21 protein-coding genes are annotated in these 20,970 nt (G+C 71.5%); 20 read left to right on the plus strand and 1 reads right to left on the minus strand.

Annotated features, from left to right (window positions below; genetic code table 11):
• Nucleotides 1-26 precede the first annotated feature (26 nt).
• From O7543_RS04645 to O7543_RS04665, 5 genes are read left to right on the plus strand one after another with little or no spacing between them, the layout of a single operon-like run.
• Nucleotides 27-2,045: a hydantoinase/oxoprolinase family protein gene (locus O7543_RS04645; protein ID WP_281555000.1), complete on the plus strand. Its 2,019-nt coding sequence runs from the start codon at nucleotides 27-29 to the stop codon at nucleotides 2,043-2,045.
• Nucleotides 2,045-3,610, plus strand: a complete 1,566-nt coding sequence (locus O7543_RS04650) for a class I adenylate-forming enzyme family protein (protein ID WP_281554999.1) — start codon at nucleotides 2,045-2,047, stop codon at nucleotides 3,608-3,610. The genes O7543_RS04645 and O7543_RS04650 overlap by 1 nt, the downstream gene beginning before the upstream one ends.
• Entirely contained in the window at nucleotides 3,607-4,965 is a 1,359-nt protein-coding gene (gene purB / locus O7543_RS04655) for an adenylosuccinate lyase (RefSeq protein WP_281554998.1), read from the plus strand. The genes O7543_RS04650 and purB overlap by 4 nt, the downstream gene beginning before the upstream one ends.
• Nucleotides 4,962-5,723, plus strand: a complete 762-nt coding sequence (locus O7543_RS04660; RefSeq protein WP_281554997.1) for an enoyl-CoA hydratase/isomerase family protein — start codon at nucleotides 4,962-4,964, stop codon at nucleotides 5,721-5,723. The genes purB and O7543_RS04660 overlap by 4 nt, the downstream gene beginning before the upstream one ends.
• Nucleotides 5,720-7,360 carry a thiamine pyrophosphate-binding protein gene (locus tag O7543_RS04665; RefSeq protein WP_281554996.1) on the plus strand — a complete coding sequence of 547 codons (1,641 nt, stop codon included), beginning with the start codon at nucleotides 5,720-5,722 and terminating at the stop codon, nucleotides 7,358-7,360. The genes O7543_RS04660 and O7543_RS04665 overlap by 4 nt, the downstream gene beginning before the upstream one ends.
• A 12-nt stretch (nucleotides 7,361-7,372) precedes the next feature.
• Here the strand turns inward: O7543_RS04665 and O7543_RS04670 are convergent, their stop codons facing one another.
• A complete protein-coding gene (locus O7543_RS04670) occupies nucleotides 7,373-8,179 on the minus strand; it encodes an IclR family transcriptional regulator (protein ID WP_281554995.1) in 807 nt (268 codons plus the stop codon).
• 134 nt (nucleotides 8,180-8,313) lie between these two features.
• On the opposite strand from O7543_RS04670, the gene O7543_RS04675 reads away from it, so the two are divergent.
• From O7543_RS04675 to O7543_RS04745, 15 genes are all read left to right on the plus strand, one after another.
• Nucleotides 8,314-10,344: a hydantoinase B/oxoprolinase family protein gene (locus O7543_RS04675; protein WP_281554994.1), complete on the plus strand. Its 2,031-nt coding sequence runs from the start codon at nucleotides 8,314-8,316 to the stop codon at nucleotides 10,342-10,344.
• Entirely contained in the window at nucleotides 10,341-11,330 is a 990-nt protein-coding gene (locus O7543_RS04680) for a tRNA U-34 5-methylaminomethyl-2-thiouridine biosynthesis protein (protein WP_281554993.1), read from the plus strand. Before O7543_RS04675 ends, O7543_RS04680 begins: the two co-directional genes overlap by 4 nt.
• Nucleotides 11,323-12,159 (plus strand): 2-amino-5-chlorophenol 1,6-dioxygenase subunit alpha, encoded by an 837-nt coding sequence (locus O7543_RS04685; RefSeq protein ID WP_281554992.1) that lies wholly within the window; start codon nucleotides 11,323-11,325, stop codon nucleotides 12,157-12,159. Before O7543_RS04680 ends, O7543_RS04685 begins: the two co-directional genes overlap by 8 nt.
• Nucleotides 12,160-12,234: 75 nt before the next feature.
• Nucleotides 12,235-12,528, plus strand: coding sequence for a BMC domain-containing protein (locus O7543_RS04690; protein ID WP_278169253.1), 294 nt, complete (start codon nucleotides 12,235-12,237; stop codon nucleotides 12,526-12,528).
• A 39-nt stretch (nucleotides 12,529-12,567) separates the two neighbouring features.
• Nucleotides 12,568-12,894: a BMC domain-containing protein gene (locus O7543_RS04695; RefSeq protein WP_281554991.1), complete on the plus strand. Its 327-nt coding sequence runs from the start codon at nucleotides 12,568-12,570 to the stop codon at nucleotides 12,892-12,894.
• A complete protein-coding gene (locus O7543_RS04700; RefSeq protein ID WP_281554990.1) occupies nucleotides 12,894-13,154 on the plus strand; it encodes a EutN/CcmL family microcompartment protein in 261 nt (86 codons plus the stop codon). Before O7543_RS04695 ends, O7543_RS04700 begins: the two co-directional genes overlap by 1 nt.
• Nucleotides 13,155-13,193: 39 nt before the next feature.
• Nucleotides 13,194-14,726 (plus strand): 2-hydroxymuconic semialdehyde dehydrogenase, encoded by a 1,533-nt coding sequence (locus O7543_RS04705; RefSeq protein WP_281554989.1) that lies wholly within the window; start codon nucleotides 13,194-13,196, stop codon nucleotides 14,724-14,726.
• Nucleotides 14,723-15,538 carry a fumarylacetoacetate hydrolase family protein gene (locus O7543_RS04710; RefSeq protein ID WP_281554988.1) on the plus strand — a complete coding sequence of 272 codons (816 nt, stop codon included), beginning with the start codon at nucleotides 14,723-14,725 and terminating at the stop codon, nucleotides 15,536-15,538. Before O7543_RS04705 ends, O7543_RS04710 begins: the two co-directional genes overlap by 4 nt.
• Nucleotides 15,538-16,464 (plus strand): acetaldehyde dehydrogenase (acetylating), encoded by a 927-nt coding sequence (locus O7543_RS04715; protein WP_281554987.1) that lies wholly within the window; start codon nucleotides 15,538-15,540, stop codon nucleotides 16,462-16,464. The genes O7543_RS04710 and O7543_RS04715 overlap by 1 nt, the downstream gene beginning before the upstream one ends.
• Nucleotides 16,461-17,492, plus strand: coding sequence for a 4-hydroxy-2-oxovalerate aldolase (gene dmpG / locus O7543_RS04720; RefSeq protein WP_281554986.1), 1,032 nt, complete (start codon nucleotides 16,461-16,463; stop codon nucleotides 17,490-17,492). The genes O7543_RS04715 and dmpG overlap by 4 nt, the downstream gene beginning before the upstream one ends.
• A complete protein-coding gene (locus tag O7543_RS04725) occupies nucleotides 17,489-18,295 on the plus strand; it encodes a fumarylacetoacetate hydrolase family protein (RefSeq protein ID WP_281554985.1) in 807 nt (268 codons plus the stop codon). The genes dmpG and O7543_RS04725 overlap by 4 nt, the downstream gene beginning before the upstream one ends.
• The gene (locus O7543_RS04730; RefSeq protein WP_281554984.1) at nucleotides 18,292-18,708 is read left to right on the plus strand and encodes a RidA family protein; all 417 of its coding nucleotides are present in this window, start codon (nucleotides 18,292-18,294) and stop codon (nucleotides 18,706-18,708) included. The genes O7543_RS04725 and O7543_RS04730 overlap by 4 nt, the downstream gene beginning before the upstream one ends.
• 203 nt (nucleotides 18,709-18,911) lie before the next feature.
• Nucleotides 18,912-20,072, plus strand: a complete 1,161-nt coding sequence (locus O7543_RS04735) for an alanine racemase (RefSeq protein WP_281554983.1) — start codon at nucleotides 18,912-18,914, stop codon at nucleotides 20,070-20,072.
• Nucleotides 20,073-20,164: 92 nt separating this feature from the next.
• Nucleotides 20,165-20,677 (plus strand): superoxide dismutase, encoded by a 513-nt coding sequence (locus O7543_RS04740; RefSeq protein ID WP_281554982.1) that lies wholly within the window; start codon nucleotides 20,165-20,167, stop codon nucleotides 20,675-20,677.
• Nucleotides 20,674-20,967 carry a superoxide dismutase gene (locus O7543_RS04745; RefSeq protein WP_281554981.1) on the plus strand — a complete coding sequence of 98 codons (294 nt, stop codon included), beginning with the start codon at nucleotides 20,674-20,676 and terminating at the stop codon, nucleotides 20,965-20,967. The genes O7543_RS04740 and O7543_RS04745 overlap by 4 nt, the downstream gene beginning before the upstream one ends.
• The last annotated feature ends 3 nt before the right edge of the window (nucleotides 20,968-20,970 follow it).

A 20,970-nucleotide genomic window follows, 5' to 3' on the forward strand; every position in this document is an offset into this window, starting at 1 on the left:
ACCCCATCTGACCGAAAGGTTCCCTCATGCTGTGCATCGGCGTCGACATCGGCGGAACGTTCACCGATGTCATCGTGTACGAACCGGCCACCGGCCGGCTCGCCGAGGCCAAGACACTGTCCACCCCGGCGGACCCGGCGGCGGCGATCCTCGACGGCCTGACCAAGCTCGACGTCCGACTGTCGGACGTCGAGCGGTTCGTACACGGCACCACCAGGGTCACCAACGCCCTGCTGGAAGGTGACGGCGAACCGGTCGCGGTACTCACCACCGAAGGCTTCCGGGACGTACTGGAAATGGGTTTGGGCCACCGTCCCCGCCTGTACAGCGTCAAGGAGACCGCCCGCCCGGCGCTCACCCCACGTCGGATGCGGCACACCGTCCGGGAACGGGTGACCGCCGCCGGCGACGTCGCCGTCCCGCTGGACCTGGCCGGACTCGACGAGGTGACCGACCGGCTGGCCGCCGGTGGGGCCACCGCGGTGGCGATCTGCTTCCTGCACTCGTACCGCAACCCGGGGCACGAGCGGGCCGCCGCCGACCGGATCAGCCGTCGGCACCCGCACCTGTCGTGCAGCATCTCCGCCGAGGTGGTCCCGGAACACGGCGAGTACGAGCGGTTCGCCACCACTGTGCTCAACGCCAGCGTCCGAGGCCCGGTCAGCGAGTACCTGTCGGGCCTCGGCTCGACCCTCGCGGGCAGCGGCTACCGCCACCCGTTGGCGATCATGACCAGCAGCGGCGGCGTGGTCTCCACCGACCAGGCCGGCCGGCTGCCGATCAACCTCGCGCTGTCCGGTCCGGCCGGCGGCGTGGCGGCCAGCGCGTACGTCGCCGGGCTGGCCGGCTTCGACAACGTCATCACCTGCGACATCGGCGGTACGAGTACGGACGTCTGCCTGATCAAGGGCGGCGTGCCGCTGATGACCAACCACGGCACCATCGCCGGGCACCCGAACCGGACCTTCCAGATCGAGATCAACACGATCGGTGCCGGTGGTGGCTCGATCGCCTGGCGTGACCGGGGTGGCGAGCTGCGCGTCGGCCCGCGCAGCGCCGGCTCCGATCCCGGTCCGGCCTGCTACGGCCGGGGCGGCGCGGAACCGACGACCACCGACGCCCACCTGGTGGTCGGCCATCTCGACCCGCACGGGCGGCTGGGCGGCGAGGTCACCCCGCGGCTCGACGAGGCTCGTGCCGCACTCGGGCGGCTGGCCGCCGAACTCGGCGACGGCCTGACCGAGACCGAACTCGCGTACGGCATCCTTCGCCTGGCCACGGTCAAGATGACCAGCGCGATCAAGGAGATCTCGGTGGCCCGCGGCCACGACCCGCGGGAGTTCGTGCTGATGCCGTTCGGCGGCGCCGGACCGATGCACGCCACCGCACTCGCCGACGAGCTGGGTATCCCGCGGGTACTGGTCCCACCGGTACCGGGGAACTTCTCGGCGCTCGGCTTCGTCGCCGCCCGGGCCCGTCACGACTACGTCCGTACCGCGCTGGTCCCCGCCGACTCCGCCGGCCTGGCGAGTGCCCGCGCGCTGGTCGATGAGCTGAAGGCGGCCGCCCGCGACCAGCTCAAGGCCGAGGACGCGGTGGAGGCCGACCAGGTCACCTTCCGGCTGTCGCTGGGGATGCGTTTCCGTGGCCAGAGCTTCGACCTGGCCGTGCCGATGGACGAGCTGCCCGACGAACCCGCCGATCTGATCCGCGCCTTCCACGCCGCCTACCAGGAGCGGTACGCCTACCTTCGTTCGGAGCACCCGGCCGAGATCGTGAACTGCCGGCTCACCGCGTTCGGGCCACAGCCCGCCGTCACCTTCGCCGCCCCACCTGACGGCCCGGCACCCGAGCCCACCACCGTGCCAGTGTGGGGGCCGGACGGCTGGACCGACGCCGCCGTCTGGCAGCGGGGCGAGCTGACCGCCGGCGTACGGATCAGCGGGCCGGCGGTCGTCCGGGAAAGCGGAAGTACCACAGTGGTCGGCGCCGGCTGGTGGGGGCGGGTGGATCCGCACGGGAACCTGCTGCTGGAGCGCGCCTGATGGCCCTCGTCGATCCGCCGGCGTACGACGCCGTACTGCTGCGTCAGGCCCGGCACCAGCCGGACCGGCCGCTGTTCGCCGTCGCCGGCCGGCCCGTCGTCACCGCCGGCGAGTACGCGGCGCTCGCCGGCCGGACCGCCGGCGTGCTCGCCGCAGCCGGTGTCGGCCGCGGCGACCGGATCGCCGTCTGGGCCGAGAACAGCATCGCCTGGCTGGTGCTGCTCGCCGCCGCGGCGTGGCGCGGAGCGGCCCTGGTCACCCTGCACCCCGCCGCGACGGAATCGGAGCTAGCCGCCGCATTGCGTCGGACCCGGCCGGTCCGGCTGTTCGCCGCGCGAGAAATCCGGGACCGCGACGTGACGTCGTGCGCCCGGCGCGCAGCGACCGGGCCGGTCACCTTTCTGCCGGCGGACCAGGCCGGCGACGCCCTCGCCGGCCTGCCCGGTTGGGCCGGACCCCCGCCGGATCCGGTCAGCGACCCCGACTCCCCGCTGAACGTCCAGTTCACCTCGGGATCGACAGGCACCCCGAAGATGGTCGTCCTGACCGGGCGGAATCTGGTCCGCAACGCGACCTGGACGGCCCAGGCCGCCGGGATCGGCTCCGCCGATCGGATCTGCTGTCCGCTACCGTTCGCCCACGCGGCCGGCCTCAGCAGCGGCGTGGTGCTGGCGGCGGTCACCGGGGCGCAGCTGTTCCCGGTGCCGCGGTTTCGTCCCGACGACGTGCTCGACGTCGTGCACCGGCACCGGTGCACGGTCGTGCAACTGGTGCCGACGATGGCGACCATGCTCGCCGAACGACTCGACGAACAGCCGGGGCGGTGGGACCTGGCCGCGCTGCGCCTGGGCTTCCTCGGCGGTGCCAACTGCCCACCGGCCCTGCGCACGCGGGTACGCGACACGCTGCGGCTGCGGCGGTTGGCGGTCGTCTACGGGCAGACCGAGGCCGGTCCGACCATCAGCGTCGACCCCGACGACGGCAGTTGCCCGCCGGACGGCTCCACCGTCGGACGGGTACTCCCCGGGTTGCAGGCCCGGATCGTCGCGGTGGACGCCGACGGGTCGCCCCGGCCGCTGCCCGCCGGAGCAGAGGGTGAACTGCAGGTCCGTGGCGAGTCGGTGAGCCCCGGCTATCTCGACGATCCGGCGGCGAACCGGACGGCGTACGACCCGCAGGGCTGGCTGCGCACCGGCGACCTGGCCCGGCTCGCCGCCGACGGCACCCTGACCCTGACCGGCCGGGTGAAGGACCTGATCATCCGGGGCGGGGAGAACGTCAGCCCGGCCGAGGTCGAGGCGGTCCTGCTGACCTGCGAGGGCGTCGCGCAGGCGTGCGTCGTCGGGGTCGCGTCCCCACGCTGGGGCGAGGAGGTGGTCGCGGTGGTGGTCGCCGCCCCCGGGGCGACCCCGCGCCGCGCCGAACTCGCCGCGGCTGCCGCCGGCAGCCTGTCCCGGCACAAGGTGCCGACCGACTGGCACCTCGTGACCGAACTGCCGCTGCTGCCGTCGGGCAAGGTGGACCGGCGGGCGGTCACCGCGATGATCGACGGAGCGGCACGGTGAATCCAATCAGTTCCTGCTTCCTCGACTCGTTGACGGTGACCAGCTTCTTCGGCAACGCCGAGATGCGTGGGGTGTTCAACGACCGGCAGCTGATGCAGGCGTGGCTCGACGTGGAAGCGGCACTCGCTGGCGCCCAGGCCGACACGGGCGTCATCCCGGCCGGTGCGGCGGCGCAGATCGCCGCCGCCGCCCGGGTCGAGTCGCTGGACCTGGCCGCGGTGGCCGCCGACGCCGCCGACACCGTGCATCCGCTGGTGCCACTGGTACGGGCCCTGACCAGGGCGGCCGGCGACGGCGGCCGCTACGTCCATCTCGGCGCCACCACCCAGGACGTCATGGACACCGGGTTCGTGCTGCGCGCCCGAGCCGGACTGGACATCGTCAGCCGGCAGATCGACGAACTGGTCCGCGTACTGCGCCGGCTCGCCCTGCGGCACCGGGACACGGCGATGGCCGCCCGCACCCACGGGCAGCAGGCCCTGCCGACCACGTTCGGATTGCGCTGCGCGGTCTGGCAGAGCGAACTGCAGCGCCACCGGGAGCGGCTGGCCCAGCTCCGGCCCCGACTGCTGGTGGTCAGCATGGGCGGGGCAGCCGGCACCATGGCCGGCTACGGGCCACGGGCCTTCGACATCGAACGCGCCGTCGCCGACCGGCTTGGGCTGGGCGTTGCCCCGACCCCCTGGCACGCCACCCCGGACCGGGTGGTGGAGTGCCTCACCCTGCTCGGGCTGATCGCCTCCACGGCCGAGAAGCTGGCCCGCGAGGTGTACTTCCTCGGCCGTACCGAGATCGGCGAGGCACACGAGCCGCAGCGCGATACCCAGGTCGGCAGCAGCACGATGCCGCACAAGCGCAACCCGATCCGCTGCGAAGCGGTCATCGCCGCGGCCGGCACGGTCCGTGCACAGGTGCCGCTGGCGATGCAGACGATGGTGTCCCAGGACGACCGGGACATGGGCGTCGGGATGGCGCTGTGGAAGCTGGTGCCGGAGTGTTTCATCCTCGTCGGCGGTGCGCTGCAGCGCCTCAACGAGGTCTTCGCTGGGCTCCGGGTCGACGCCGCCCGGATGCGCGTCAACCTGTCCGCCACCGGCGGCCTGGTGCTGTCGGAGGCGCTGATGCTGCGCCTGGCCGGTCCGCTGGGCCGGGAACAGGCGCACCACCTGGTGATGCGAATCGTGCGGGACAGCCTCGACCACGGTCGGCCGTTCGCCGAGCTGCTGCGCGCCGACCCGCAGGTCAGGGCGGCCCTGTTGGACGCGGAGCTGACCCGGCTGCTCGATCCACTCAGCTACGTCGGACACGCGGCGGCCCTGGTCGACCGCGCCCTACTGCAATCGGAGGCGACGTGACGTCGGTACACCTGCACCGTGCGGAGCGGCTTGCGGTGGTGACACTGGACCGTACCGGTCGGCGCAACAGCTTCGACCTGGCCATGCTCGGGCAGTTCGAGCAGGTGCTGCACGAGCTCGGCCGCGACGACACTGTCGAGGTAGTGCTGCTGACCGGTGCCGGCACCGCGTTCTGCGCCGGCACCGACCTGACCGAACTGGCGACTCTTGACGCCGCCACCACCATGGGCGTGCAGCGGCGCACCGCCGAGCTGGTCGAGCGCTGGTACCGCCTGGAGCAGACCACCGTGACCGCGTTCAACGGTCCGGCGATCGGCTCCGGTGCGATCCTCGGGCTGGCCAGCGACCTGCGCCTCGCCGCCGACACCTGCTTCTTCACGTTCCCCGAGGTGGGCTTCGGCATCCCCTTGACCTGGGGCGGCATGGCGATCCTCGCCGACCTGGTCGGTGCCGACCGGGCCAAACGCTGGCTGCTGCTCGGCGAGCGGATCGACGCGGCCCGGCTGCACCAGCTGGAACTGGTGACCGAGTTGGTGCCGCCCGACCGGGTGGCCGATGCCGGCACCGAACTGGCCCACCGGCTGCTGGCGGTGCCGGCGCTGGGCCGGTCGATGACCAAGCGGACCGCCCGGCTGGCCGGCCCGCGCTTCGACGCGGTGGCCACCGACTCCTATCTGGGTGCGCTGAGCGTCGCGCTGCGGCCTGCCGGCCCGTACCGCCGCCCAGCGGCGGACCGGCATCCGGCGGTGGACCGGTGAAGGTCTACCAGGCGATCGCGGACGCGTTGGTCGATCACCGGGTGGACACCGTGTTCGGCCTGCTCGGCGATGCGAACATGTTCCTGGTGGCCGATCTGGTCGCCCGGCACGGGGTCCGGTTCGTGGCGGCCCGCAACGAGAACGCTGCGGTGATGATGGCCGACGGGTGGGCGCGGGTCACCGGCCGGTGCGCGGTGGCCACGGTCACCCAGGGTCCGGGTCTGGCCGCTGCCGGCCCGGCGTTGACCATCGCCCGGCAGGCGGGCACACCGCTGCTGCTGCTCGCCGGGGACACCCCGGCGAGTGACCCGCTGCACGTGCAGAACTTTCCTCAGCAGCCCTTCGCCCTGGCCACCGCCGGTGCCTTCGTGCCGATGACCGGCGTGTCGACGGTGTCGCGCGACGTCGCAGCCGGGGTCCGCGAGGCCGTCGGGCGACCGGGGCCGGTGGTGCTCGACATTGGGTTGGACCTGCAGGATGAACCGGCCGGGGACCGGCCGGCCGTACCGCTCGGGGCCGCTGTCGCGCCGGCCGGACCACTACCGCTGGCACCCGACCCGATGGCGGTCGCCGGGTTGGCGGACCGACTGCGTCGGGCCCGGCACCCGGTGATCCTCGCCGGCCGAGGCGCGGTGCACGCCGGACCTGAGCTGACCGCGTTGGCCGACCGCGCCGGAGCCGTGCTGGTCACCAGCCTGATGGCCGCCGGCCTGTTCGCGGGCCATCCTTACGCCCTCGGCGTTGCCGGTGGGCTGGCACGCCCGCTGACCCGGGACGTGCTGCGCGAGGCGGATCTCGTCGTGACGTTCGGTGCCTGCCTTAACCGGTGGACGGCCGATCACGGACAGCTGTTCGGCGCCGCGCAGGTGTACAGCGTCGACCGGGATCCGGCGGCGATCGGTGCCCGCTGGCCGGTGCACGGTGGGCTGGTCGGCGACGCGGCGCTGGCCGCCCGGGCGTTGACCGGGGCACTGGAGTCGGCGCGGCCCGGGTCGGAGCCGGACGGCTGGCGTACGCCGCAGCTGGCCCGGGCGATCCGCGACGCCGACCCGTTCGCCGGACTCGGCCCGGAGCCCACCGGTGCCCGGCACATCGACCCCCGCCGGCTGATGGCGATCTGCGCCCGTCGGTTGCCGCTGCCCCGCACGACGGTAGTCGGCGTCGGCCACTTCGGCGGCTGGCCCAACCTCTACCTGGACTCGCCGGCCGTGGACCGCTCGCTGGTCGCGCCGTGGGAGTTCGGCAGTATCGGCGTCGGTGTGGCGTACGCGATCGGTGCCGCGCTCGGCCGCCCGGACCGCCCGGTGGTGGCGTTCGAGGGCGACGGCAGTCTGCTGACCGCGTTGGGTGAGCTGGACACCCTGGCCCGGGTCGGCGCTCCGGTGCTGGTGATCGTGCTGGACGACGGCGCGTACGGGGCGGAGGTGCGCAAGCTGCGACCGGCCGGTGCTGACCCGGGCATCGCCCGCTTCCCGTACCGGGACCTGGCCGCGGTGGCCGGCGCGCTCGGTGTCACCGCGTACCGGGCGCATGACGAGGCCTCCGTTTCGGCGGCGTTCGACGCGCTGCTGCCGCTGACCGGGCCGGTGCTGCTGCACGTGAAGGTAGATCCGGATGTCGTGCAGCAGCACTTCTGAGCCGGTCGCCGGTCAGCTGCCCCAGATCTGTCCGACGCCGTGGCCCAGCTGGCGGGACAGCTCGTCGGCGGTGCGGACCGCGGCGGTGGCGAGCGTGGCGACCTGTTGCGGGCTGTCCAGCCGGAAGATCGGGCCGGAGACGCTGATCGACGCGGTCACCGCGCCGAGCCGGTCCCGCACCGGTGCGCCGACGACCCGCAGGCCGTCCTCACTCTCCTCATCGTTGAGCGCCCAGCCGCGTTCCCGCACCCCGGCGAGATCGGCCAGGAAGACGTCGATGTCGGTGATCGTGCGTCGGGTCAGCCGGGTCCAGGCCGCATCGGCGAGCAGCTCGCGGACCTGGTCGTCGTCCATGTCGATCAACAGCGTCTTGCCGGCCGCGCTGCACCACAACGGGATGCGCCGGCCCAGCCGGGAGACCAGCTGCAGGCTGTGCGACCCGGTCACCAGGTCGATCGAGATCGCGTCCAGGCCGTCGCGGATGGCGAGGTTGACCGACTCGCCCTGCTCCTCGGCCAGCTGGTGCAGCAGCGGTCGGGCGATGGCGTGCATGTCGAGCCCGGCCAGGAAGCGGGCGCCGAGGTCGAACACGGTGACCCCCAGCCGGTACGCGCCGGTCTCCTCGTTGCGCTGCAGGAAGCCGGCGTCGGCGAGCGCCCGGAACAACCGGCTGGCGGTCGACTTGTGCAGCCCGAGCTCCCGGCTGACGTCACTGACCTTGCGTTCGGGGGTGTCGCGCCGGAACGCGAGCAGCACGGCCAGCGCGCGATCGAGTGCCTGGGTGCCGGACTCGCGACCGGGGTCGGTGACAGACGACATCTTGCCTTCCCATCCCTGAAGTTGGTAGGTTCATAATATAACACAAGGCTCACATCATGGTCCAATCGGTGGTGGTCCATCCGGTTGTGGTCCGTCCGGTAGGTGCCCGTCCCTGTCAGCATTGCGAGGCCCGCATGCCCCTGAACCCGATCGATCTCGAGATCGTCACCGAAGGGCTGATCTCGATCGTGCGGGAGATGCGCCAGACGATCTTCCGCACGGCGCACTCCCCGGTGATCGCCGACGCGCAGGACTTCTCGTGCGCGTTGTTCAACGCGGACGGCGAGATGGTCGCCCAGGGCCGCGACATGCCCGGCCACGTCATCGCGATGCCGGCATCGGTGAAGGAGATCTTCGCCGACTACCGTGACGAGTTCCGGCCCGGTGACATCTACCTGGTCAACGACCCGTACCGCGGCGGCAGCCACCTCAACGACGTCACGCTGATCAGCCCGGTGTTCGTCGACGGAGAGCTGTTCCTGTTCCCCTGCGTACGCATGCACTGGGCCGACATCGGCGGCATGACACCCGGCAGCGTCTCCGGGAAGGCCACCGAGATCCTGCAGGAAGGGCTGCGGGTTCCACCGATCCGACTGGTCGACGCGGGCCAGCCCAACATCGCCGCGACGCGGATCCTCTTCGCCAACGTCCGGATGGCCGACGAACGTCAGGGAGACCTGGAGTCCAGCATCGCCGCCTGCCACACCGCGCAGCGCCGGCTACGCGAACTCGTCGACCGGTACGGCCGCGACCTGATCCTCGGCTGCGTCGAGGCCAACATGGACCGCACCGAGCGGCGACTACGCGACCAGATCCGCGACCTGCCGGACGGCACCTACCACTACGAGGACTACCTCGATCTCTACACCGACGGCGAGTACGACGCCGCCCTGGTGCGCTGCGCGTTGACCATCACCGGTGACCAACTCGTCGCCGACTTCCGCGGCTCGTCGCCGCAGGTCGCCGCCGTCGTCAACTCGTCGCTCGCAATGACCACCGCCGGGGTCTTCATCGCCGTCAAGTCCGCGTTGGACCCTGGCGGGCTGGTCAACCACGGCGCCTTCCGGCCACTGACCGTGCACACCGACCCGGGAACCGTCGTACACGTCACCTACCCGGCACCGGCCAACGCGCACAGCGAGGTCCGCAAACGGGTCATCTCCGCGGTGATGGCCGCCCTCAGCCAGGTCGCTCCGGACCTGATCGCCGCCGACCAGTTCGGTACGACCTTCCAGAACCTGATCGGCGGCATCGACGAACGCACCGGCCAGCCGTACCTCTACTACGATTACCCGGCCGGCGGTAACGGAGGATTCCTCGGGTCCGACGGCCCGAGCGCGATGAACCCCGTCGATCTCGGCGACATCTCCACCATCCAGTCCGTCGAACGGCTGGAAACCGAGATCCCGATCCTCGTCGAAGCGTGTGAGCTGCGTACCGGCTCCGGCGGCGCCGGCCGGCACCGCGGCGGCCTCGGTGCCCGACGGGCCACCCGGCTGCTGGCCACCAGCGGTGCCTACTCGGTACAGACCGACCGCACCACCGTCGCGCCGTACGGACTCTCCACCGGCGCGCCCGGCGCCCCCACCGCCACCTACCTGCGCCGCACCGGCCGGCGGATCGACTTCGACACCCCCGGCAAGGTCGCCGGGCACCGGATGCGCGAAGGCGACGTCCTGGTGATGGAGTCAGCCGGCGGCGGCGGCTGGGGCGACCCGCTCACCCGCGACCCCGACCTGGTGGCCGCCGACGTCGCAGCCGGCTACCTCACCACCGACCAGGCCCTCGACCGCTACGGCGTGGTCTGCGACGACACCGGTCTCCTCGACGAAGCGGCCACCGGCGGCGCCCGCGACCAGGCCCGCGCCGCTCGCCACTGGTACCAGGTCACCACCAGTACCGGGCCGGCCTACACCGGGCAGCGGGGCCGCCGTCGCCTCGTCTACACCAACCCCGCCGACGGTCTGCCCGCCGACACGCTGATCGAACTGCACGGCGCCCACCCCGCACCGCTGCGTGCCTGGGTGCGCCACGACCCCGGCGTCGCCCGGCACCAGGCCGCGCTCGACGACGACGGGCTGCGGATCCTCGGCGCCCAGCCCGGTGACCGCTGCCTGCTGCGGGTCCTGCGCGACGCCCCGGCCCCGTTAGGAGGACCGCGATGAGCAAGGTGTTCCGACTACCCGCACCGACCCGGGGCACCACGACCCGCACCCGGCGACCGGACTCCGCTGACGCCGCCCGCCCCGCCCCGGCAGGCCGCCGACCCGGTATCGTCGCCGGTTACCTCAGCCCGCACCCGCCGCACCTGATCTACGGCGAGAACCCGCCGCAGAACGAACCCCGGTCACAAGGCGGTTGGGAAGTGCTGCGCTGGGCGTACCATCGACTCCGCCGCCGGATTCGCGAGGTGCACCGGCCCGACGTGCTGATCGTGCATGCCCCGCACTGGATCACCATGGTCGGCCACCACGTCAACTGTGTACCCAACCCGCGCGGCATCTCCGTAGAGCCGATCTTCCCGCATCTGTTCCGCTACCACTACGACTTCCACACCGACGTACCACTCGCCGAGGCCATCGCCGACGAAGCCGCCGACCTCGGCCTGGTCACCAGCAAGCTGCACGACCCCGGGGTACGGGTCGACTACGCCACCATCGGCGCACTACACATGGTCAACCCCGACTGGGACATCCCGGTGGTGTCGCTGTCGGCCAACAACAACCCGTACTTCTACTCCGACGCGTCCCTCGGCCAGATGGAGGTGCTCGGCGAAGCGACCCGCCGGGCGATCGAGAACACCGGCCGACGCGCCGTGCTACTCGCCTCCAACTCCCTGTCCCACCTGCACTGGCACGAGGAACCCCAGCTGCCCGAGGACATGGAACGCGAGCACCCGTACAACAACCACCAGTACCGCTGGGACATGAAGCTGCTGGAAACGATTCGCCAGGGGCCGACCAGCCGGTTACGCGAACTCATCCCCGAGCACATCGAAGCCACCGCCTCCGAGACGAAGGCCGGCAGCCTCACCTGGCTGCTGTCCGCGCTCGGCTGGCCGGACATCGCCGGCGACGTGCTCGGCTACGGCACGATCATCGGAACCGGCAACGCGGTGGTCGAGTGGACACCGGAGAACGTCGATGACTGACCGTGGAATCCAGGCCGGCGTACTGCTGCCCGGCATGCCGCATCTGCTCGCCGACAAGCCCGCCACCAGTTGGGCGGCGCTGGCCGACTCCGCCCGTACGGTCGGCGACCGGCTGCGCGCCATCGAGCCGGACGTCGTCCTGCTGCTGTCCACCCAGTGGTTCACCGTGCTCGGCCACCAGTTCCAGTGCGACCCGAACCCGCGTGGGGCGCACACCGACGAGAACTGGTACGCCTACGACTACGGCCACCTCAGCTACGACCTGCGCTTCGACGTAGAGTTCACCGAACGCTGGGCGGCCCGGGTGGACGCCGACGGCATGCAGGCACGCCGCACCCGCTACCAGGGCTTCCCGATCGATACCGGGACCATCGTCACCTCCACGCTGCTCGACCCGCAGCGCACCCTGCGCTGGGCGCAGGTGTCGTGCAACCTGTACGCCGACGCCGACACCCTCGCCCAGGTCGGCCGGGCCGGCGCCGAGGCGGCCCGTGACGCCGGTGTCCGAGCGGCGGTGGTGGTGGTCAGCGGACTGTCCTCCGGGCTCATCCAGCAGTGGATCGAGCCGGACCAGGACCGCATCGCCGAGCCGGCACACGACCGGTGGAACGAACGAATCTTGCAGATGCTGACCGCCGGCGACACCGACCAAGTCCTCGCGGTCCGCGAAGACTACGCCCGCCAGGCCCAGGCCGACAGCCAGTTCCGGGCTTTCGCCTTCCTCGCCGGCACCGGAGTCGCCGCAACCCCGGGGCAACTGCACAGCTACGGAGCACTGTGGGGCACCGGCGCTGCCGTCCTGTCCTGGAATCTGCCGGCACCCGCGTGAACGGCGCCGGCCCGCACCGCATGACCGACAGCCCGACCAGCGGGCACCCGAAACACCAACGACAGGAGGAACCCGATGCGTAACGCCGCTGCGGGCTTCGTCGAAGCCGAGGGATTCATTCCGATCTTCGACGCGGTGGACGCCATGGTCAAGGCGACCGAGGTCGAAGTAACCGGAGTCGTACGCCTCGGCGGCGGAATCGTCGCCGTGGCGGTCCGCGGCGACCTCGCCACAGTGGAGGAAGCCGTCGACATCGGCGAGGAGACTGCCCGAGCCAAGACCGGTCGCCCGGTCCGGTCGATCGTCTTCGCCAGCCCATGCGACGCGGTCACCGCGCTGGCCATCGACCCCGGACTCGTCGGCAACTGAGCCGGCCCGGCCGGCGACACAGCCAGAAGGAGAAGTGCCATGTCCTCAGAGAAGGCGATCGGAATCGTGGAGACCCGGGGCATCGTCGCCCTCTCCGCAGGGATCGAAGCCATGATCAAGACCGCGGACGTACGGTGTATCGCCGTCGAACGGGTCACTAGCGGCTATCTCGCCGCTGCTGTGCAGGGCACCCTGGCGGCCGTACGGCAGGCAGTGTCAGCCGGCGAGGCCGCCATCCGTCAACACGGTGACCTGCGCAGCTCGCAGATCTACCCCAAGCCGCATCCGGCCACCTCGGCACTGCTGGAGGAGGGCGAGTCGACCCGGATCCGGGTTGTCATGGCGTCGCTGCAAGGTGACAGCTGATGATCCTCGCGGAAGTGCTCGGCAAGGTCTGGCCCGACCGGATCGTCGCGACCCTTCAGGGTCGCCGCCTGGTGTTGATTCGCGAGCATCCGGACGGGCCGCAGCGGGTCGCCGTCGACCTGATGAACGCCGGCACCGGCAGCACCGTCCTGGTCGCCACCGACGAGGCGGCCGCCGCCGCGACCGGTGAAGCGACAGTCGACGCTGCCGTCGTGGCCCTGGTCGCTGACCAGGGCAGCGGCGTCGCCACCAAGGACTGACCCCCGACACATCCCCGTACCGGCAACGGAAGGTTGAACATGGCAGCCATCGCACCGACGTCGCCCGCTCTGTGGCACCCCGACCTGTACGTCGGTCGGCCCGCCGCCGACGGTCCCGGCCTGTTGCGTAGTTTCGTCGACGGCCGGTTCGTCGATGCGGGGAAGTGGTTTGCGAAGGTGTCGCCGGTGTCCGGGGAGACGGTGTTTGAGGTGGCGGAGGCCGATTCTGCGACGGTCGACGCGGCGGTGGCGGCGGCGCGGTCGGCGTTGCGCGGGCCGTGGGGCGGCATGGCTGAGCGGGACCGGGCGGCGGTGTTGCGGGCGGTGGCCGACGAGTTGGATCGCCGGTTCGATGATCTGGTGGCTGCTGAGGTGGCGGATACCGGTAAGCCGGTCGGTCAGGCCCGGACGTTGGACATTCCGCGTGGGGCGGCGAACTTCCGGGCGTTCGCGGAGATCGCTGCGACGGCGTCGACGGAGTCGTTCACGACGGTCACGTCGTCGGGTGGTCGGGCGTTGAACTACGCGGTCCGTAAGCCTGTCGGCGTGGTCGCGGTGATCGTGCCGTGGAATCTGCCGCTGCTGCTGCTGACGTGGAAGGTGGCTCCGGCGTTGGCGTGCGGCAACGCTGTGGTGGTGAAGCCGTCGGAGGAGACTCCGGCGTCGGCGACGTTGTTGGCGGAGGTGATGGCGGCGGTCGGCGTGCCCGACGGGGTGTTCAACCTGGTGCACGGGTTCGGGCCGGGTGCGGCGGGGGAGTGGCTGACCACCCATCCGGGGGTGGATGCGATCACGTTCACCGGTGAGTCGGCGACGGGGTCGGCGATCATGCGGGCGGCGGCTGACGGGGTGAAGGCGGTGTCGTTCGAGTTGGGCGGCAAGAACGCCGGCCTGGTGTTCGCCGACGCCGACCTGGACGCGGCGGTGGCCGGTTCGGTGCGGTCGTCGTTCACCAACGGCGGTCAGGTGTGTCTGTGCACGGAGCGGCTGTATGTGCAGCGGCCGGTGTTCGACGAGTTCGTGGACCGGCTGGCGGCTGCCGCCCGTGACGCCCGGTACGGTTGGCCGGCCGACGAGACGATTGCGACGATGCCGCTGATCTCGCGCGGCCACCGGGACAAGGTGCTCGGCTTCTACGATCTGGCCCGCGCCGAAGGCGGGCAGATCCTTGCCGGTGGTGGCGTGCCGGCCTTCGGCGACGCCCGTGACGGCGGCGCGTACGTGCAGCCGACAGTGTTGACCGGGCTCGGTCAGTCTGCGCGGCTGGTGCGGGAGGAGGTGTTCGGCCCGGTCTGTCACATCGCCCCGTTCGACACCGAGGAGGAGGCGTTCGCGCTGGCCAACGACTCCGACTACGGGCTGGCCGCGACGGTGTGGACCCGGGATGTGGGGCGGGCGCACCGGGCCGGTGCCCGGTTGGACGCGGGCATCGTGTGGGTGAACACGTGGTTCCTGCGGGACCTGCGGACCCCGTTCGGTGGGGTGAAGGCCTCCGGGGTGGGCCGGGAGGGTGGCGTGCACTCGCTGGACTTCTACTCCGAGTTGACCAACGTCTGCGTGGACCTGACATGAGCGTGACTGTGGATGTTGATGTCGAGGCGGCTGTCGCGGCGCTGACCGGGGCGTACGACTCCGGGGTGCCGTGTGCGCCGTTGCGGGACCGGCTGCTGCCGGTCGGTGACGTGGCGGCCGCGTACGCGGTGCAGCGGGAGTTGGTGGCCGGTTGGACAAGGGCCGGGCGGCGTCGGGTCGGGGCGAAGATCGGCCTGACGTCGCCGGCGGTGCAGGCCGCGTTCGGCGTCTACCAGCCCGACTTCGGGGTGCTCTTCGCCGACATGGCGGTCTGCGACGGCGACGAGGTCGACCTGGCCGGGCTGATCCAGCCCAGGGTGGAGGCGGAGGTGGCGTTCGTGCTGTCGGCGGATCTGCCGGACGGGCCGGCGACCGTGGTCGACGTGCTGCGGGCCACCGACTTCCTGCTACCGGCGATCGAGATCGTCGACTCCCGGATCACCGACTGGGACATTTCCATCGTGGACACGGTGGCGGACAACGCCTCGTCGGGGCTGTTCGTGCTCGGCGACCGGCCGGTGCCGCCCGCCTCGGTGGACCTGCGGGGGTGCGGCATGGTGCTGGAGTCCGCCGGTGAACCGGTGTCGGTCGGCGCCGGTGCCGCCTGCCTCGGCAACCCGGTGCACGCCGTCGCCTGGCTGGCCTCGACCCTGGCCGCCGCCGGGGATCCGCTGCGGGCCGGCGACGTCGTGCTCTCCGGTGCGCTCGGCCCGATGGTCCCGGTCATCCCCGGGGCGGCGTACGAGGCGCGGATCGCCGGGCTCGGCAGTGTGCGGACCAGATTCAGCGCCAAGTCAGGGGAGGGACGGTAGTGGGTGTCGGGGTGGCGGTGATCGGGTCGGGCAACATCGGTACTGATCTGATGATCAAGGTGCTGCGGTTGTCGGAGTCGCTGGACATGGTGGCGATGGTCGGCATCGACCCGGAATCCGACGGGCTGGCCCGCGCCCGCCGCCTCGGCGTGGCGACCACGAGTGATGGGGTCGACGGCCTGGTCGCGATGCCCGAGTTCGCCGACGTCGGGTTGGTGTTCGACGCCACGTCGGCGGGCGCGCACCGGCGCAACAACGAGATCCTGCAGGCGTACGGGCGGACGGTGGTGGATCTGACCCCGGCCGCGGTCGGCCCGTACGTGGTGCCACCGGTCAATCTGGACGCCCATTTGGCCGAGCGCAACGTCAACATGGTCACCTGCGGTGGGCAGGCGACCGTGCCGGTCGTCGCCGCCGTCGCGGCGGTGGCCCCGGTGGCGTACGCGGAGATCGTCGCGTCGATCGCGTCCCGCTCGGCCGGTCCCGGGACCCGGGCCAACATCGACGAGTTCACCCGGACCACCGCCCGCGCCCTGGAGGTCGTCGGCGGTGCCGGCACGGGCAAGGCGGTCATCGTGCTGAACCCGGCGGATCCGCCACTGCTGATGCGTGACACCGTCTACTGCCTGATCCCGGCCGGGGTCGACGCCGGCGCGGTCGCCGACTCGGTGGCGGCCATGGCGGCGTCGGTCGCCGAGTACGTGCCCGGCTACCGGCTCAAGCAGCGGGTGCAGTTCGATCCGGTCGACGCGTACGTGCCGGCGCTGGGCAGCCATTTCACCGGCATCCAGGTGTCGGTGTTCCTGGAGGTCTCCGGTGCCGGGCACTACCTGCCCGCGTACGCCGGCAACCTCGACATCATGACCTCGGCCGCTTTGCGCACAGCGGAACGTCTGGTCGCTGTCCGAGCGGAGGCACGGTCATGACCCGGCTGTACGTCCAGGACGTCACGTTGCGCGACGGCATGCACGCCATCGGGCACCGGTACGGCGTCGACCAGGTGCGGCAGATCGCCGCCGCGTTGGACGCGGCCGGCGTCGACGCGATCGAGGTCGCCCACGGCGACGGCCTGGCCGGCTCGTCCGTCACCTACGGCCACGGCGCGGCGTCGGACGCCGACTGGATCCGTGCTGCCGCCGAGTCGATCAGCCGGGCGACGTTGACCACGCTGCTGCTGCCCGGGATCGGCACCGTCGACGACCTGAAAGCGGCCCGTGACCTGGGCGTGACCAGCGTCCGGATCGCCACCCACTGCACCGAGGCCGACATCGCCGCCCAGCACATCGGCTGGGCCCGCGACCAGGGTATGGACGTCGCCGGGTTCCTGATGATGTCGCACATGAACACCCCCGAAGGGCTCGCCGGGCAGGCCAAGCTGATGGAGTCGTACGGGGCGCACTGCGTCTACGTCACCGACTCCGGCGGCCGGCTGCTGATGGACGACGTCGCCGCCCGGGTCGACGCCTACCAGCAGGTGCTGGACCCGGGCACGCAGATCGGTATCCACGCCCACCACAACCTGTCGTTGGGCGTGGCCAACAGTGTGATCGCCGTGCAGCACGGCACCACCCGGGTCGACGCCTCCCTCGCCGGGATGGGCGCCGGGGCCGGCAACGCCCCCCTGGAGGTGTTCACCGCCGTCGCGGACCTGCACGGCTGGAAACACGGCTGCGACACGTTCGCGCTGATGGACGCCGCCGAGGACCTGGTCCGGCCGCTGCAGGACCGGCCGGTCCGGGTCGACCGGGAAACCCTGTCGCTCGGCTACGCCGGCGTCTACTCCAGCTTCCTGCGCCACGCCGAACGCGCCGCCGACCGCTACAACCTGGACGTGCGGTCCATCCTGATCGAACTCGGCCGCCGCAGGATGGTCGGCGGCCAGGAAGACATGATCACCGACGTCGCCCTCGACCTCGCCGACGCCGCCAACACCGCCCACGGAGGTGCGCAGTGACCACCAGCGCAGACGTCGACCTCGCCGGGTTGGCCGCCCAGCTCGACGAGGCGGCCGTCACCGGCACCCCGATCGGGCAGCTCGCCGACGCCCACGGCATTGACGTCGACGCCGCGTACCGGGTGCAGCGGGCGCTGATCGCCCGCCGCACCGGCCGGGGCGAACGCCTCGTCGGCGCCAAGATGGGCCTGACCAGCCAGGCCAAGATGGTCCAGGTCGGCGTCGATGAGCCGATCCTCGGCCAGCTCACCGACACCACGCAGGTGCCCGACGGCGGCAACGTCGACATCTCCGGACTGATCCACCCCCGGGTCGAACCGGAGATCGCCTTCCTCCTCGACAGGCCACCGACACCCGGGACGCCGTTCACCGACGCGGTGCGGGCCGTCGCCCCCGCGCTGGAGGTCATCGACTCCCGCTACCGCGACTTCACCTTCTCGCTGCCCGACGTGATCGCCGACAACACCTCCGCCGCCCTGTACGTCGTCGGGCCCTGGCAGCCGGTCCCCGACAACATCGACAACCTCAGCGTACTCCTCGACATCGACGGACACACCGTGCAGACCGGGTCGACGGCGGCCATCCTCGGCGACCCCCGCCGCGCCCTCGCCGCCGGCGTCGCCCTGGCCGACCGGCACGGCCCGGACCTGCGGGCCGGGTGGATCTTCCTGGCCGGCGCGGCCACCGCCGCGGTGCCGCTCGCCCCCGGCGCGCACGTGCGGGCCACCGTCCAGGGGCTCGGCACCGCCGCCTTCACCACCACCGGCGGTACGCCCCTCACCACCACCGGCGGTACGCGATGACCGCGCACCTGGTCGCGGGCAAAGCCACCCCACGCGGCAAGTTCCCGCACGTCAAAACAGCCGCCGGCCTCATCTTCGTCTCCGGCACCTCCAGCCGCCGCCCCGACAACACCATCGCCGGGGCCAGCGTCGACGAATACGGCACCACCCAACTCGACATCCGCGAGCAGACCCGCGCGGTGATCGCCAACATCGCCGACCTGCTCACCGCCGCCGGTGCCGGCCTGACCGATCTGGTCTCGGTCACCACCTACCTGGTCAACATGAACGACTTCGGCGGCTACAACCAGGTCTGGGCCGAGCACTTCGACCACACTGGACCGACCCGCACCACCGTCGCCGTCCACCAACTACCCCACCCGCACCTGCTCATCGAGATCCAGGCCATCGCCGTGGCACCGGCACGACGGTGAGGCTTCGGCGTAGCCGGTGCCGTGGCTCGGCGACACCGCGACCGTGCTCGCCGGTGGCGCAGTCGGCGACAACCTGTGGATCGGGTGCGCTGCGACGTGGGTGAGCGCGACACCAGGTTGCGGGGTCGTCGCATGACCATCGCGGTACGGCAGGATGGGCGACGGAGACGCCTGTACCCGTGACGACGACTGCCGGAGACGCCGTGACCACCGACATCCACCCGCAGACCGCAACGCCGGACCGGTTCGCCGTACCGGCCGGCCTGGAGACTCCCACCCTGCTGCTCGACCTCGATGTGCTGGAGCGCAACCTCGACGAGATGGCCGGTCTGTGTCAGCTGCATCAGGTGGGGTTGCGGCCGCACGCCAAGACCCACCGGATCCCCCGCATCGCATCGATGCAGCTGGATCACGGGGCAGATGGGATCTGTGTGGCGAAGCTCGGTGAGGCCGAAGCGTTCGCGGCGGCCGGGGTGGCCCGTATGACGGTGGCATATCCGCTGGTCGGCCGCGACAAGGCCGAACACGCGGTGCGGTTGGCGCAGCGCTGTGAACTGACCGTCGGCGCGGACAGTGTCACCGGCGCCCGGACGCTCGGGGAGGCGTTCGCGGCGGCCGGGCGGCTGTTGGACGTGCTACTGATCGTCGACAGCGGCCTGGGCCGGTGCGGGGTGGCTCCGGCGGAAGCCGTACGGGTCGCCTGGGACATCGCCGAGCTGCCCGGCGTCCGGTTGACCGGGGTGATGACGTACGAGGGCTCGGTGTACGCGGCGACCGACCGGGCGGATCTGATCCGGCGTTCGCGGGCGGTGGCCGGTGCCATGGTGGACACCGCTGCGGCGATCCGGTCGGCCGGGCTGACCCTGTCGACGGTGTCGCTCGGTGCTTCCGCTTCGGCGCGGATTGTGGTGGCCGAGCCCGGAGTGACCGAGATCCGGCCCGGTATCTACGCCTTCAACGACCTGGGGCAGATCGCGCTCGGCAACGCCACCGTGGCGACCTGTGCGGTCCGCGTCCTCGCCACCGTGGTCAGTCATCCGGAGCCGCACCGTGCCTGTATCGACGCGGGGTCGAAGACGTTCGGCCAGGACGGTCTGCCGGCGTCGGCGCATGCCGACGCCTACGGTGGTCACGGCCTGCTGGTGGGGTTGCCCGGATGGCGGATCGACCGGCTTTCCGAGGAGCACGGCTGGCTGCGGTGGGTCGGGCCGGGTCAGCCGAGTGCGCTCACGATCGGGCAGCGGGTGCAGGTCGTTCCGAATCATGTCTGCATGGTGTTCGCCGGTCTCGGCGAGGTGACAGCGGTGCGCGGCGGCGAGGTGGAGGCGGTCTGGTCGACGATCGGGCCGGGCGCGTCGAGGTGACCAGAGGTAGATGCACACAATGTGTAGTTGCGAACTACTTGCAATAGAGCATACTGGTCGGGACCGCTGAGCCCGCGACCGGAGGGTGGACGATGCCCGTCTACACCTTGCCCGACATGCCGTACGACTACGGTGCCCTCGCCGAGGCGCGCGACAAGGGTGACTTCTCGACGTTGGTCGGCCTGGAGAAGACCTTCGCGTTCAACCTTTCCGGCCACGTACTGCACTCGATCTTCTGGAACAACCTGTCCCCGGACGGCGAGCTGTCTGCCGCGATCGACGAGCACTTCGGCTCGTACGAGGCGTTCGCCGGGCAGTTGTCCACCGCCACCAAAGGGGTGCAGGGCTCCGGCTGGGGAGTGCTCGCCTGGGAGCCGATGAGCCGTCGGCTGATCGTCGAGCAGGTCTACGACCACCACGGCAACGTAGGTCAGGCCACCACTCCGATTCTGGTCTTCGACGCCTGGGAACACGCCTACTACCTGCAGTACCGCAATGTTCGTCCGGACTACGTCGACCGTCTGTGGGAATTGGTCGACTGGAGCGACGTCGCGGCCCGCTTCACCGCCGCCAGCTCAGCAGGCAGCCCGATCGTCGTGCCATGAGCGGCGACGACAGCCGGGTATTCACCGAGTCGGCGTTCGTCGCCGCGCAGCGCGCCGCCGGGTTCATCGCCGCCCGCCAGCGCGGAGACCACGACGGCGCGGCCGCGCTGCTGGCGGAGTTCCCCGACGAGGCGGCCCGGACCGGCGGCTTCTGCGTACTCGCCGAGTTGGCGCTCGCGTTGGTCCGGGCACAGACCGGGCAGAGCATGGACGACCTGGTGCAGGAGCTGTCCCTGCAGATGGCTGCCATGCTGGCCGACCCGCCGTCCGAGCCGCCGGCAGCGGCCTGACCG

This window comes from Solwaraspora sp. WMMA2080, assembly GCF_027497395.1.
Classification (GTDB): domain Bacteria; phylum Actinomycetota; class Actinomycetes; order Mycobacteriales; family Micromonosporaceae; genus Micromonospora_E.